Below are 15,124 nucleotides of genomic sequence, written 5' to 3'. Positions count from 1 at the left end.
AAAGTAGGCGCTTGGAGCAAAGCTGACAGATTGCATTTCATTGTGCAGGGGTCTCGGGCAGGGTGCGCTCATTTAACAATAATGTAACATTAGGGAGGGGTCCGTTAACACCAATCTGTGGTAAAATATCTTCAATCAAACTCTATACGACAGGGGGGTCTCTTATGACAATCGACAGAATTCCAGGAAGCTCAGGACAGCCCGCATATCCTGCGAAAACACAGGCAGAGAAGAAAACCGAGCCTCAGGCACCTCAGGTCTCAGACCAGGTGACCATCGGGGGAAGAGAAGAGCAGTTTCCCAAGATCATGGTAGGGGCGCCGACAGCGCGGCTTGCTCCTTATATCGATGAGCCCAACGTCCATCCCGCACCGATTGCCCTTGAGATTGCCAACGGCGTGGGAATAGGCATTGACGGGGAGTCCATCATCGTGGGCCCCGGCAAGGAGGGCACCATCGAGGTGACAGGGCACCTTGAAGACGGGACCTATCCCCAGAGGGACTACAAGGTGACCCGCGAAGGGAATGTCACCAAGATTGACGGGTACTATGACTGGCAGGACTACACCATCGAGGGCAAGGGAAACACCATGCACATCGCCGGCGAGACGCCCCGCGAGAGCTTCGACGTGAGCGAAAAGGGAAACACCATAGACATCAAGGGCCAGTGGCCTGTCCAGAATTACGCCATCACCAAAAAGGGAAGCGATGTTTCGGTGAAAGGCTACGATGACGTCTACAGCGCAAAGATAAGCACCCAGGGAAACGTGACCACCATCAAGGGAGGCTTCGAGGAGCGCGACTTCACGGTGACCCGCGAGAACAACAGCCTCAAGGTTGACGGTAAGATGGCCTACCAGGATTTCACCATCACCTGGGATGACAAGCAGATTGTGGTCACGGGGTGCTACCCGCACCAGAAGCAGGTAATCAAGTTCAAGGCCTGATCATTGAGGGCACCAGCAGTCCATAAAACCCGGAGGAAGCTTTCCTCCGGGTTTTCTATTGCCCCGGCCCTGCCGGGATAAGATCCCATAAGCCATGGAGCTATTATGCGCGCCACCATTGCAATTCTTTTCTGGGGAGCACTGGCTCTCGCATCCCTCTGTTCATGCGGCGGCATGAAAGAGGCAAGCCTCTGGCCCCCTGCGGCGGAGACAGTGAAACTGAAGGGCGGGGCCTCCCCGGGGCTCCTGGTATCCATCACGCCTTTTGACCAGGGGCGCTTCCTTCTTTCCGACTACGGTGACATCTTTCTCCTTGACACCGGGGCGGGCACGCTGGAAAAACTGAAATTCACTGTCCTCAGGAGCGGGGAGACCTGCAATCCCACCGGGCTTTTCTACTCGGAAAAAACCACGAAGCTTTACGTGGCCAACTACCATGGCAACAATATCCTGATATGCCGCGTCGATGGGGACAGGAAAACCGTCACTGCAGAGAATGAGGCACGGTCGGACCGCACGGTGTCCCCCGAGAATGTCTTCGTGAGCGATGACGGCGCACGACTCGTCTCGGCGAACTATGACGGAAGCTCGGTGTGCTGCTTTGACCTGTCGGTAAAGCCGTCCAGGGAGCTCTGGAGCAGTGAGATCCCCCTTGCGCACGGGGTCTGCATCGCCGGAGAAAAAGTCTACGCCACGAGCCTCGGGAAAAAGCGCCTCTATGAGCTCGATCTCACCAGCGGGAAAATACTGAGATCGTCAGGGAAAAGGGGATGGGATGCCGGCACCGGCGACTTGCTGTGGCCCACCCATGTCCTCCCTCTCTCAGGGAAGGAGCTCCTGGTCTGCGATGCCCATACGGGAGCCCTCTCACGGTGGGAGAAAAACTCTCTCAGGGCCAGGTCAGCCTCAGGGCACAACGGCGCCACGTACCGCTTCTTCAACATGCCTTACAGCGCCACGCTCTCGGGAGAACAGCTGCTCGTCGTCTCCACGTTCCAGAAAAGAGTAGTGGTCCTTGACCGCGCTTCATTCCAGGCCACGAAACAGTTCATCCTCAACGGCGGCGGCTGGGAATCCATGAGGGAGCGCAGACCGGCTCAGCCCCTTGAAAGGGAATGGAATGACTACCTCAGAGTGACGGGCCCTGCCCTTGAGCTGCTGGGAAACCGCTACCTGATGAGCTACGGCCTCCTTCATCCCCATGAGGGGAAGAAAAAAATTTCCACCGTCATGATGCCCCCGGGGGAAACGCTTTTCAACCGCGGAGGCGCCCTGTATTTCATGGATTTCATTGAATACAGAAAGGGCACCGTGCTCTTCTCGCCGCAGGCCCAGGTGGCTTACTATATCAGCAAGGGAGCACACCGCTACCTTTTCCCCTTTACCACAGGCCTTGATTCCTGGCAGCTTGAAGGCGCGCTCTGCACCTCCGGAGGACCCTATGCCATGCAGAGCCTGGAGGAGCGCGTGAGCCGGACCGCGGAGAGCCTGGAGCTCGCAAGGCTCCCCGGCGGCACCCTTCCTCCCGCGGTGCTTTTTGGAAAGCTCTTCCCTTCCGATTCTCCGAAGAAAGCCCTTCCCGCCTTGGAAAAGGTATTCAGAAGCTCCGCCGGGAGGGCTTTCTGGGAGGAGTACAGGAAAGTCCCCCCGGGAGAAGGGAAAGAAAGGGAAGTGAAGGATAAGGGGGTCCGTTTTTTTGACAGGGCCCTGAAGGAGGATTCGGTCTTCCTTGATGAAATATTCCTGGTCCACATGCTCACGGGCCTCTCGCCGGGAGTGAAGCAGCTGGACCTCTGAAAAAATCCGCCGGGCACCGGCCCCCTCAAAAACCAGAAGGAGTAGACGCCATGAGAATGATACCGCCTCGCTTCGCAGCAATGCTCATTATGTTTACCGCCCTTGCAGTATCGGCTCCCGCCAGGGCTTCCGATTTTGACGTGCAGGCCTACGTGGAAAAATACCGCCTTGCCGATTCTTCTCTGAATGGCGGCGCGGGGTACGCCCTGCTGAAGGACTCGGGCAATCTTGCGTGGGGAGAGAGCTATGTGCTCAACGACTATTATATGCTCTGGTCCGTCACGAAAGATCCCTGCTGGATCGACAAAATGATGCAGCACATCGATATGATGCTCTCTACCATGGCGCACAGGGAAGAACTGAAAGCAGCAAGGACTTTCAGTGACAAAGAAATTGAGGATCTTGCAAAAGCAATTGCAGGCCGTGCCTCACTGGTGAGCCTCGAAAACAAGGATGCCAACGGATACCTTGTATGGCCCGCCGAATACCCGGGATGGGCTTCGCCCGATTACTCGACGGCGGCGGCAAGGCTCATTGAGTCAAAGAGCCAGCAGTGTACCGTCACCATCGATCCCCCCCTCATCAAGGACCTGGGCAGGGCGAAGCAGGTGACAGGCCATGATTACCACCTTGTCTTCTATGAAGGCCCTTTTTATGCCATCGGCGATTATACGGCCGACACCATGCTGGTGAAATGGAAGGAGTACCGCCCGGGTGAGGCCATCAACGATATCCCCGGCTTCTCCCTCAAGGTGGAGTGGACCCCCAAGGCACAGGACGAGTTTGTGGTGAGAACCATCGCCCAGAGGCCCCTGCAGTTCGTCGTCCATGACGGCGCAATCATATACCCCATGGCCCGTTTCATAGAAGCCGTGAAAAGCTCGCCGGAGCTCCAGGGGCGCTTCGGCTCCAAGGCCGAAAGCTACCTGAAGGTCATTACCGGGACGGTGCCCAGGAAATGGGAGCCCTCGTGGACCGAGTTCCCCGAGACCTCCTCGGGAAGCTACCGGTTCCTGGAGAGCCCCGCAGAGCTTTACCCGGGGTCTCTGCTGCCCCTCAACCAGAACAACGCAATGGGCAGGGCGCTCCTCGTGCTTTCATCGCCTTCCCTGGGCGCAAGCGCCCTCCTGGCCGACAAGGCGAAAAAAATCGCCCGTTATTTCAAGAACTACCTTCTCACCCAGGGCACAGGGTGGTACTGGAATTACGGGGGCGTCAATTTCGCCGCCCATGAGAACCACCCTGAAGATGCAGGCCATGCCATCACCGACGTGGGCTTTGCGATAGAAGCTTACCACCGTGGCGTAGAATTTACCCGGGAAGATATGGTCCGCTTTGCGAAAACCCTTCTGGACACCATGTGGAACGGATCCCTCGACAGTCCCCAGTTCGGGGGTTACATCAACAACAAGGGCGGCGACGGATGGAACAATCCTTACTTCGGGAGGCACTGGATAGAGCTTTGCGAGTTTGATCCCGCAGTCTGGGACGCCTGCTCGGCCTGGTTCAAAACCCGGGGAGAGCCCGTCTCTTACATCCCCTCTCTTCTCTACGCCCAGGATATCTACAGGAGAACCTGGAAAAAAACCGCCGCTTCCTCTCCGGCAAGAGGCCACAATGGGGGAAAATAGCGGAATTACCAGAGAATACGGTGCCACGGAGGCCGTGCCCCCGGAGGGGAGACCCCTTGGATTTCTTGACATGGTGACCACATGGATAGGCGCCAATGCGAACAACGGCACCTGGTATGTAGGGGGCGTGGTGGCAGGGGCCGCTTTTTCAGGGGCCTTCCTGGTGACGGTCGTGGCGAACCCCATTGCCTATCTGGTGATGGCCCTCATCGGCTTCATGGGATTCCGCTGTGGCATTTCCACCATGGCCCTCACGAGGCTCACCTTCGGTGCCAGGGGAAGCGCCATCCCCTCGATCTTAAACAGCGCCCAGTTCATAGGGTGGACCGCCGTGAATACCTTTATCGCGGCAATCTCAATAAGCTTCCTGCTCAAGGATATTTTCCTGTGGCCCTCATACGGAGAACCCGGCGGGCAGCGCACGATGCTTCTGGGCATCGCCCTCATGAGCATTCTCCATTTCATATCGGTCCTCACAGGCCACCGCTCGGTGAAAATCTGCGAGCGCATCGGCGTTGCCCTGATTCTCGTGCTGGGCCTCTGGGAGACTCTCGCGGTCTTCCGGCACGTCTCCTTTGAGGAAATCATGAGATGGCGGCCACCGGCGGAAAAAGTCATGCCCCTTGGCAAGGCAATGGACGCGATGGCAGCCTTCAGCCTTGGCTGGGTGCCTGCCATCGCCGAGTTTACGCGGTACAGCAGAACGAAGGCCGCCGCCACCATCGCGCCGATGATAGGGGCCAACGTGGCACTCTTCTGGTTCGCCTTTGTGGGGATCATCGGAGCCATCTCAACGGCCATCACCTCCGGCGTCTATGATCCCAACAACTCAGACCCGAGCACTATCGTGAGCCGCCTTGGACTTGGAGTCATTGCATTCCTCGTGATTATAATCACAAGCACCACTGCCAATGCCGTAAACCTCATGGCTGCCGGCATATCCCTCACCAACATTGCAGGCAGGATGATGCCCCTGAGGGCCATCTGGGCTGTGACCATCATATCTGCAGCCGTGACAGTGATTCCTCTTTACCTTACCAGCTTTCTTTCAGCTTTCATCATATTCCTCGATTACATCGGCCTCCTCTTCGGCCCTCTTTTTGCCGTAATGATCGTGGACTATTTCATCATAAGAGAGGGCCACCGCGGCAAGGCTACCGCTCTTGAGGCCACAGCCACCCACGAGGACCTGGCGATTCCCTGCTGGGCTGCCGGCCTGGCCATATACTTTCTGATCCGCACCATCCCGGCGGTGAGCTCTTTCACCGGTGCCATATACCCCACCATGGCCCTTACCGGTATCTTGTATTTCCTCGTGGGGAAGACCAGGAAAAAGAGAGGAACATTTCATGAATAATGAAAAAAGCGGGAAGCTCCTTGCCGAGGAGCTCATGGGGCGCTTGATAAAGGAGCGCATCATTCTCATTGAGGGCACCATTGACGATGACTATGCCGGACGCGTAATCGATCAGCTCGAAGAGCTTGAGGCCGTCGATGAGAAGAAAGGCATTGATATGTATCTCAACTCTCCCGGAGGCTCAGCCCAGGCGGCCCTGGCAATCTGCGACGCAATAAAGCGTATCGCGCCTCCAGTCACCACAATCTGCCTGGAAAAGGCCTGCTGCGGTGCAGCGATTATCCTCGCATGCGGCGCCAGGCGTTTTGCGCTCCCCCACTCTCAGATCCTCCTTTATCAGCCTCTCTTTATACAGGGGGTAAGTGACGGCGCCATGGAATCGGCAGGAAAGCAGATAGTCTCCGCCAAGGAGAAGATAATCAGCATCCTGGCAAAGGCGACAGGAAAGGAGCCATCCCTTCTCAGAAAGGAAATCAACACCGACCGTATATTGACAGCCCGGGAGGCGGTGGAGCTGGGGGTTATAGACAGGGTGCTGCCTGGAGCTCCCTCACTCTAAAGCTCCTTCCAGGGCGAGCAGTTGTTGTCCCTCACCTGGATTTTAACCTGCCCCGCGTTGGTGAGGGTAGCCGAGTACTCGGCAAGCGTCGCTTCGCTCTTTACAATGAACTGCACACCGCTTATGATGGCGCCCGACGAGGAAAGCCTCATGTCGGTAGGGGTAAAATAGGCATTGTTGACCATGTCGTAATTGCTCGTGACCCTCACACCGCTGGGAAACACTATACGGCGGTTATACTTGGTTGCCAGGTTCTTTGCCTCCAGGGTTCCTGCCCCGTTGTCGCTTGCAAGGTTGGTGCCGTAAAGCTCGATGGAGGTGCAGTACTTCTTTGACGTCTCCTTCGCTTCGGCAAGAAAGGCCTCGAACTTGAGGGCTTCGGACTTTGCGATAAGCCTGGACTTGTAGCCGATATACTGGGGAACAGCAATGGCCATGATGATGCCGGCGACGGCAATGGCCACAATCAACTCCACAAGGGTGAAGCCCCTCCTGGCAGTCTTCATAAAACCCACCTCCTCACCATTCTTCCCTCATTATATCAGAAATCGCGGTCCAAGGAAAGGAACAGGGAGAGATTCACCAGCGAGGGCACTCCTTCAGGAATTTCAGACTCTTCACCGGCCTTTGATAAAACCTTCACGGGTTTTCCTGGAACATGGCCTTTGCCAGGCCTTCCCCAACGAATTAGAAGTCTGGAAAAAAAGAGTGCCCCTCGAAGAGACACTCTTTTCAACTCCTCACCCCGAAAAGGGTTTTCCTAGTTCACCCTGATGGTGACAGGGGCGCACCGGGCGTTCACCTCGGGATTGTAATAGAGGTACGTAAGACTTGTCGGCGTTTTCACCTTGAGTGGGTAACGCGCGGTAAGCCTGAAGGAGCCGTCAAATGACTTTCCCTTCTCCACCCCGTTGAGATAGAGCACCACCCTGTCACTGGCCATCTCAAACTTCTGCACCTTTTTCGCTGCCACCATACGCTCTATATCCTCAGTCATCACGTCGAACCCCGGCGGCGTCCCTACTTCCACCATCACCATGGGCGCATAGGAATTCCTGAGGTTCTTCACCTTGACCTTGCAGGCGATGGAGTCCTGGGTCTTCACCTCGGTCCTGTCATAGGCCACCTGGATGTCCAGCTCCTTGTTCCTGGCCTTTTCAGCGGCAGTCCAGGGGAGATAATAGGTTCCCGCCACGCGGTAGGCGCACTCACCCTTCCCCTTCACCTCGATCTTCACATCATTCCTGCCGTTTTTCACATACTTCTTCAGGTCAAACTGCTGGAAAAGCTCCAGGTTCTTGTCATTGATCGTAAAGGAGTCGGCTTTCTCACCGTTTACGATGATGTCCGCCGTAAGCTCCGCCGGTTCCGGGGGAGCTGAAACCTGCGAAAGCAGTAAGGCCCGCATGGCAAAGATGGTGGCCTGCGTCGAGTACCAGAGACCGTTCTGATCCTTTGACTTCACGAGATAGGAGAGGCCCTTGCCTATCGTTTCCGGGTACTTCTTTGTCTTCTGCATGGCGTAGACGACCAGGGCCGTCGTTTCCACCGACGCCGGTAATCCCTGGGAATAAAGGGAGTCTGTCTTCCAGTAGACACCCTCTTTTTCCTCAGTCTTCATCCCGTTCAGGCGGTCAAGAAGTTTTGCCCCGTCGCCATCATTGATGTTGTATGCGATGAAGGCATTCGCCATGAGGGCGAGTATATAAGGATTGGATACTTGGCCTGCTTGCTTCTTGAGGTAGCTGATGGAATCGGCAATCTCCCCCTTGCATCCCGCCTCGGCAAGGGCCCAGGTGAGGTAGGCCGTCGTGGGCATGTTGTTTGACTGGATAGTGCCCCACTGCTCGGCATGGGCAAAGCTCTGGTCAGGCGTCCATGACCCGTCGGGCTGCTTCTGGGAGAGAAGCCACCTCTTGGCCCTGTCTATGGCGCCCTTATCAACCTGGGCGACCTTGGCCATGTCAGAGAACTCCATGATGCCGTATGCGGTGAGGACCTTGGTGGCGGGGGGAGCACCCCACACCTGGAAGCCGCCGCCCTGGATCTCGTATCCCAGGAGGCGCTGATAGCCCTGGTTGATATACTCGAGGGCCTTTTTCTCCACCTGGGGCGTTGACTGCCCCGACTTCTTGAGATAATCAAGCACAAGGACGTTGGGATAGGTGATCGATGAGGTCTGCTCAAAGCAGCCGCCGGGCATCCTGAAGATGGTATCCATGCCCTCGATGATCTGCGACACGGGCCTGGGGTACACCACGAGCTGGATGTCGCTTCCGTTGGCGATGGCGCTTCCCGGAATCTCAATGGAGGTGCTGCTCCCCGGGCTCTTGATGAGGTCGCCCTTGTAAAGCAGGTATTTCTTGCCGTCGGGCTCCACTTCTATCTCGCGGCTTATGGCGTCAGAAAGCTCGCTTCCCCTTGCAGTGATGTTGAGCTTGTGAATGCCCACTTCCTTCACCCTGATGGTGAAGCGCGTGGCAACGACATCCTCCTTCTCTACCGTCCTCTTCTGGGTAAGCTCCTTATCGAGCACCTCGAACCAGTCGCCCTTCTCCAGCGTCACCGCTATCTGCTGGGACTTGGGAAGGTAATTAAAGATACGCACGGGAATGGAGACCTCGTCCCCCTGGGTGAGCTTCACCGGGAGGTCCAGGTCCACGAAGAAATCCTGGAAGACCTTGATCCCTCCCGTGGTGCTCCCAAGCTTTCCTTTCAGGGAGTTTGCCAGGGCCGAGAGGCGCCACGTGGTGATCGAGTCCGCCAGAGGCACCGTGAGAAGGGCTATCCCTTTGTCATCGGTGATGAGCTCCGGCACCGACATGAGGGTTTCGGGGAAGTATTCCCTCACCCTCACCGGCTCCTGGGCGCTCTCAAGCGATGCCTGCTTTGCCTCAGGAGGCGGTGCCGCAGAAGGCATGGCCATGTCGGCCCTGTTCGCCTGCATCTTCATCATGGCTCCCTGAGGCGCTGCTCCCCCCGCCATCATCTCCCTTTCCTCCATCATGGGCTTTCCCGGCATAGCGACCACCTGGGGAAGCTGGGGGCCCCTCGCGAGGAATAATGCCTTGAGGTCCAGATCATCGGGGGTCCCCTCTTTCCCGTCGGCGCCCACGCATACTATGTTGGGAAGGGTACCGCTCCAGCCCGGGGGGCCATATGCCTGTGGAGGAGCCGCCGGCCTTGCGATGAGGCCATCCCTGGGAGGTCCGCCCACTTCCTCCCTGTCAATGAATTTCCCCGGAAAAGGCCTGCCGGGATGGATCATTGCCGGGCCGCCGCCCACATTGATGACCACGGGGCCGCCGCCGGCGGGGGAGGCAGCTTGAGGGCCGCCGGGCTTCTCAGGGGCCTTGATGAGGTAATCGCGCCCCCAGGGGTCCTTGGTGTCTGCGGCGGCGAGCATATTTGCCGCCACGAGCTCGGAAGGCTGCGAGGGGTATTTCTGTTTCGCCCCGTAGAACTTTTCGCAGGCCCCCTCGATCTTCTCGAGATCGGCAAGAATCTTCTGCTGCTTCTGGGCAAAGCTGTCGAGGACCACCTGGTACTGGGGGAGCTGGGGAGCCTGGGCGAGGACCACTTTAGAGCAGGTCTCGCTCTGGGGCTCTGCGGCATTGAGGATGAAGTCCCGCATGGTGAGGCCGCCAAGCACATAGGGGGCCTTCATGATATCGGCCGGCACGAGAAAATAGATTGTCTCCATGCCGGGACGGCGCTCGAACATGGCAAAGACGCTCTCATCAACAAGATCGACGCCCAGCGCAGAGGGCACAGGGTTCCCCTTCTTGTCGGTCACCTTGAATTCCAGCTTTGCCTCGCCGCCCGGCTGGTAGGTCTCCTTGTCAAGCTTCACGGCCACATTGAGGTCAGAAGGGGCAAAGTAAAGGCTCCTCGAGTCCTGGACCACGCCTGTGTAAGGCGAGACGAAATAGGCGTTGAGGGCCACCATTCCTGAGACCTCTGCAGGCACCTCGAGGGTGCCGTCACCCTGCCCGTCCCTGGTAAAGACCGACTGGGTATAGAGGGTGTGGCCGTTCCTCAAAAAGTCAAGGTACACCGCGCCTTCCTTCCTTGAGGAGAGCACCTTCACTTTCACAGGATCGCCGGCATTATAGAGGGTTTTATCGGTGCGCAGAAGGACTGTTTCCTCCTTGTCTCCCGCGCTGAAGCTCACCGTCTTTTCCGATTCGTTTCCCTGCCTGTCGCGGGCCTGGAGCCGAAGCAGCACCGATTCGTTCTTTTTGGGGGTGACGGTGAGGGTCCCGTAGCCCCCCGCGTCAGTGACCACCTCACGGGTGTTTCCTTCGGGGAGCTTCACTTGAACCTTGCATTCCGAAGGGCTCCCGTCGGGATAGCTTGCCACGAGGTACAGGATATTCTCGAGGCCGGGGATCATACGCCCCCCCTCAGGCATCACCTGCACGCTGATGGGATATTTCGCCACCGGGTACTGGTGATAGACTGCCTCCTTGTGCTCCGCCGTGTCTCTCACGTTAGCTTCGAAGGCGAGGAATGCCTTGTTGGCATGGAAAGCGATACCGTTGAAGTCACGGGGCACTTTGAAGGAAAACTTGTAGACGCCGTCCTTGTCGGTCTTTCCTTTCAGCACGGCCACCTTCCTGAGGCGATCGTCACTGGCCAGGATGTTGATGAGGACCTCGGCTTCCGCCACGGGCTTCCCGAAAAAATAGCGGGCGCTCACATGGCCATCGAGGGTCTCCCCGGGGGTATAGAACTTTTTCTTGGCCACAAGCTCGGCCTTGAACTTGGGGAGCACATATTTCTTCACCATGACTTTCTTCTCGACGGGAGCTCCCCCTTCGGCCGAGGCCCTTATCACGTATTCACCGAGATTTATCTCCCGCGCAAGGGAAAAATCAAGGCCTACAATTCCATAAGGCGAGGTCTCCTGGTCCAGTTTCACCACCTTGTTGCCCTTGGGGTCAAGAACCTCGAGGATCATCTTTTTCTTCGCCAGGGGCTCGAGAGTCGGCAGCTCAAGGGCAAGGGCCTTGATGTGGATCACCTGCCCTGGCTGGTAGAGGGGCTTGTCCGTTGAGAGGCTGATTTTCGGCTCCTTGTCGCTGACGGTGACGGGAAGCTTCTCGCTGCGCTCCCCTTCCCCCGCCTTGACTGTCACCGTAAGCTCCATGGCCCCCCGGGCATCGGCAGGCACCGTGTAGGTCATCGCGATAGTGCCGAGATCGTTGGTCTTGTCAGAAAAAAGACGGTGGCGCTGGCCCAGTTCAGAGCCCGCAAGCACTGCCTCCACGCGGGCATCCTTCACCGGTGTCATGCCCCGGGCGTCAAAGACAATGACGCGAAGGGAGGCCGGCGTGCCGCAGAGAAGGGTATTCTGCCCTATGATTCGCGTTTCAAGAAACTGGGAGGGAACGCTCCCCGACGTGGCAATACCGCCGCCTGTCCTGCCGCAGGAGCTTATTATCAAGGCTGCCATCAAGACTATTACCAGAAGTCCCCCGGTGATCCATATCCTGTTCTTCATTATTCATCCCACCTTATCATTTATTTGCTTCACTGCCTTTTACGCTCTCAGAGCACCACCGATCCCGCGTCACCTCCCCCTGATATTTTCAGCATTATCCATGGAATATCATTTTTTACCGTCCTGCTCTTTTGTCGAAAATTAACCGCTCTTATTTCCCTCCCCCATGAAGTTTTCTTTATGGCTCCATGGAGAGATGTTAACATATTGTTAATATAATTCCCTCACACAGGCCGGCGCCGCCATGCTATAATGAAATAAAAGTACGCTAAGGAGCATCCATGCCCTGGGATTATAACACGGACCTCATTGTCGCCATTCTTGAAGAGGCGGGATTTGACGCCATCGTCGCCCAGACGGTGAATGGCATCAGGGACGACGGCGAGACAAACCACCAGGTTTATATCAACTCGAAAGGGAGAATACGCTACCAGTACTCAGAGATACTGAAGCATGAGACAAAAAAAACCACCATCCTTGCGAGAAAATTTGATTATGACCTGGAGAACCGCAACATTATCAACATTATGGGGGAATTAAAGAGCACCGAAGAGCTGGTGGACTTTTTAAAAGCCATACCTTCGATAGTAAAGAAAGGATGAGGGAAAATGACGATTGACGGCATGAATTTCCAGGTCCCGCAGAACATTTCAACGGGGTTCCAGTCTCCCGTGCCGGCCGATCTGGCGGCGACGAAGAAGAAAAAGCCCAAGGAAGAGACGCCGAAGGACAGCGCCGAGATAAGCGGCACCCCTGAAAGCAAGCCCCAGGACATCAAGGATACGGGCCCCACGCCGGAAATCATCGTGATGCGGGAAAAAGGCCTGGAGACCCTCATCGAAACCATCAATGACGCCAAGAAGTCCATTGATGTCCATATCTATATCATCACGGCCAACACGCCGAAGCTCATGGACGCCTTCAAGGACGCCCTCAAGCGCGGAGTGAAGGTGCGTCTCATGGTGGAGGACGACCCCTTCTACTGGGCTGAGTTCAAGTCCAACCCCAGCGAGAAGGCCGTCAAAGAGCTCGTGGAAGCCGGCGCCGAGTACAAGCCCGACAACCCTGTCTTCTCAAAGAACAGGGTCACCCATGAGAAGAGCATGGTCTTTGACGGCAAGAAAGCCCTTATCCTCACCGGCAACCTTGGAAGCACCACCTTTGACAAGAACCTTGACCTTGGCGCCATCGTCATCAATAATCCCAAGGTCGTTGACCAGGTCCAGACAATCTTCAATTCTGACTGGGAGAGGGTCCCCCTCCCCGAGATGGAGGACGTGAACCTCGTGATAAGCCCCGACAACGCGAGAGAGAAGCTCGAAGGCCTCATCGGCGGCGCCAAGAAGTCGATCCACGTGCTCCAGCAGGGCTTCTCGGACAAGGACATCATCGCCCTCCTGGGCAAGAAGCTCAAGGAAGGCGTCGAGACGGAGCTTACCCTTACCGACCCGGGCGTTGCCCAGTACAACATGCAGTCAGGAGCGTACCTGGCGCTCCGCGGCGCCAAGGTGAAATTCCTCACCTCGCCTTACATTCATGCGAAGGCCATCGCCGTTGACTCCGATGAAAAAGGTGAAGGCAACAAGACTTACGTGGGATCACAGAACTTCAGCTTCTCCGCCATCAGCAAGAACAGGGAGCTCGGTTACATTTTCTCCGACAAGGGAGGCCAGCTCGACGCCATCATAGACCGTTACGGCGCCAAGGGATTCGACATCCCCTCGAAGATGATTGTCTCCGACAACGGCGTCATCGGCCAATCTATGAACGCCGCCATAAGGACCGCCGAGGAATCCATCACCGTCGAGACAAACCTCTTCTCCGACAAGCAGGTGCGCACGGGCCTCTGCAAGGCTGCGGAAAACGGCGTGAAAGTGCGGGTCATGATGCCGCAGAATCCCTTCCCGTGGGATCCCAACTGCAAGTTCAACATTGAGAGCGCCGAGGAGCTCAAGAAGGCCGGCGTGGAGGTCCAGTGGAGCGACGATACTTACAAGTCGATGCAGGGCACCTGCATGGTCGTTGACGGGAAAGAAGCCATCATGTTCCCCGACAACATCTCGGGGTCAGCTTTCAGGAACAACGTGAACTACGGCGTGATAGATATCAACGAGAAGGAAGTGGCCGACATCCAGGCTCAGCTTGACGCCGATTGGGGAGGAAAAGGGAAGAAGAAGACCGATACCGCCGAGGCGGGCGCCGCAACACCCACCTCTGAGCTTGTTTCAAGCCCCGGCAACGCCCGCTCGCAGCTTACCAACCTTCTCAAGAGCGCCACATCCGGCATCCTCATCGAGACCAAGGAGGTCTCCGACGCCGAAGTGGCAAAGATACTGAAGGAAAAGGCAGGCCAGGGCATCCCGGTGAAGATCATCCTGCCTGAAAGGAAGAAGCTTTCAGATTACGAGAAAAAGATCATGGCAGAGCTCCAGGCCAAGGGCGTGAAGATCGAGCAGCTCGGCATGGAATCCACGAGCAACAACTACATCGAGGTGGACAAGGAAAAGGCTTACGTGGGAGGGCACAACCTGTCCAAGAACTCCATGGACCAGACAAGGGGCTTCGGCACCATTGCGAGCCACCCGGAGATGCTCACCATCGCCCGCAAGGGCTTCGGCGAGCACTGGCTCATGGCAGCGCTTGATCAGGCCAAGGATACCATCAACGTGGAGAAGAAATTCATGAGTGACGGCGACAGGACCCTCAACAGCCTCCTCAAGAGCATGGCCAAGAAAGGCGTCCACGTGGTGATTACGACAGGGAACTACGAAGGTGGCGTCATGAAGCTCGAGCTCGACTCCCTCAACAAGTCGCTCCGCAGCGTGGCGGCCCTTGACCCCGAGAAGGACAAGGAGGCCATTGCCAAGTTCTTCAACCAGTACTATGACCAGGACAAAGCCATCGCCCAGCAGACCAGGCTGAAGAATGCCCTCGCATCCCTCAAGCCCGGCGAGGAGCTCATCGAGGGAAAACAGAAGGATCCCGATACCATCATCAAGAACACCGTCACTGTCGATGGCAAGGAAGTGGAATTCGGCGATTCAAAGGACAGCGGTGAAAAAGCCGTCATGATGGACGGCCTGGCAGGCTTCGGAATGCTCGCCGGCGGCTTTGATGTCGGAGGCGGCCTCTTCGAGGAAAAGCCCGAGGAGTTCTCCGATGCCGAGGACCAGTTCCTCTATCACCAGGTCGTCGATACCGAGTAACCGCCGCTTTACAAAGCTTCAAAACGCCTGCCGCAGAGTCTGCGGCAGGCGTTTTTTGTTCAGACCGCCCTGTCCCCCGAAAGAGGGGATGGACGCTGCCTCTAAAGGAGTATGGGCACGG

The 15,124-nt window shown here is 56.9% G+C and carries 9 protein-coding genes; 7 read left to right on the top strand and 2 right to left on the bottom strand.

All coding sequences use genetic code 11. From position 1 onward, the window contains the following. Nucleotides 1-164 precede the first annotated feature (164 nt). The 5 genes from RDV48_18010 (at nt 165) to RDV48_17990 (ending at nt 6,291) form a co-directional block, all read left to right on the top strand. On the top strand, nt 165-947 hold the full coding sequence (locus RDV48_18010) for a hypothetical protein (GenBank protein MDQ7824702.1): 783 nt from the start codon (nt 165-167) through the stop codon (nt 945-947). Between the two features lie 105 nt (nt 948-1,052). Further along, nucleotides 1,053-2,744, top strand: coding sequence for a beta-propeller fold lactonase family protein (locus RDV48_18005; protein ID MDQ7824701.1), 1,692 nt, complete (start codon nt 1,053-1,055; stop codon nt 2,742-2,744). A 50-nt stretch (nt 2,745-2,794) separates the two neighbouring features. Continuing rightward, nucleotides 2,795-4,375, top strand: a complete 1,581-nt coding sequence (locus tag RDV48_18000; GenBank protein MDQ7824700.1) for a hypothetical protein — start codon at nt 2,795-2,797, stop codon at nt 4,373-4,375. After that, entirely contained in the window at nt 4,362-5,732 is a 1,371-nt protein-coding gene (locus tag RDV48_17995) for a cytosine permease (protein MDQ7824699.1), read from the top strand. The genes RDV48_18000 and RDV48_17995 overlap by 14 nt, the downstream gene beginning before the upstream one ends. Continuing rightward, nucleotides 5,725-6,291 (top strand): ATP-dependent Clp protease proteolytic subunit, encoded by a 567-nt coding sequence (locus RDV48_17990; GenBank protein MDQ7824698.1) that lies wholly within the window; start codon nt 5,725-5,727, stop codon nt 6,289-6,291. Before RDV48_17995 ends, RDV48_17990 begins: the two co-directional genes overlap by 8 nt. Here RDV48_17990 and RDV48_17985 read toward each other — a convergent pair. Together RDV48_17985 and RDV48_17980 are read right to left on the bottom strand one after the other, a co-directional pair. Then, a complete protein-coding gene (locus RDV48_17985) occupies nt 6,288-6,797 on the bottom strand; it encodes a prepilin-type N-terminal cleavage/methylation domain-containing protein (protein ID MDQ7824697.1) in 510 nt (169 codons plus the stop codon). The two genes, RDV48_17990 and RDV48_17985, sit on opposite strands and share 4 nt — an antisense overlap. A 254-nt stretch (nt 6,798-7,051) precedes the next feature. After that, complete coding sequence (locus tag RDV48_17980) at nt 7,052-11,797, bottom strand: MG2 domain-containing protein (GenBank protein ID MDQ7824696.1); 4,746 nt, start codon at nt 11,795-11,797, stop codon at nt 7,052-7,054. 281 nt (nt 11,798-12,078) lie between these two features. Between RDV48_17980 and RDV48_17975 the strand changes: the two genes are divergently transcribed. After that, entirely contained in the window at nt 12,079-12,399 is a 321-nt protein-coding gene (locus RDV48_17975) for a hypothetical protein (protein MDQ7824695.1), read from the top strand. A gap of 6 nt (nt 12,400-12,405) precedes the next feature. Next, complete coding sequence (locus tag RDV48_17970; protein ID MDQ7824694.1) at nt 12,406-15,003, top strand: phospholipase D-like domain-containing protein; 2,598 nt, start codon at nt 12,406-12,408, stop codon at nt 15,001-15,003. Nucleotides 15,004-15,124 lie beyond the last annotated feature (121 nt).

Source organism: Candidatus Eremiobacterota bacterium (assembly GCA_031082125.1).
In the GTDB taxonomy this organism is placed as follows: domain Bacteria; phylum Vulcanimicrobiota; class CADAWZ01; order CADAWZ01; family Ess09-12; genus Ess09-12.
This window is presented reverse-complemented; position numbering and strand designations above follow the sequence as displayed.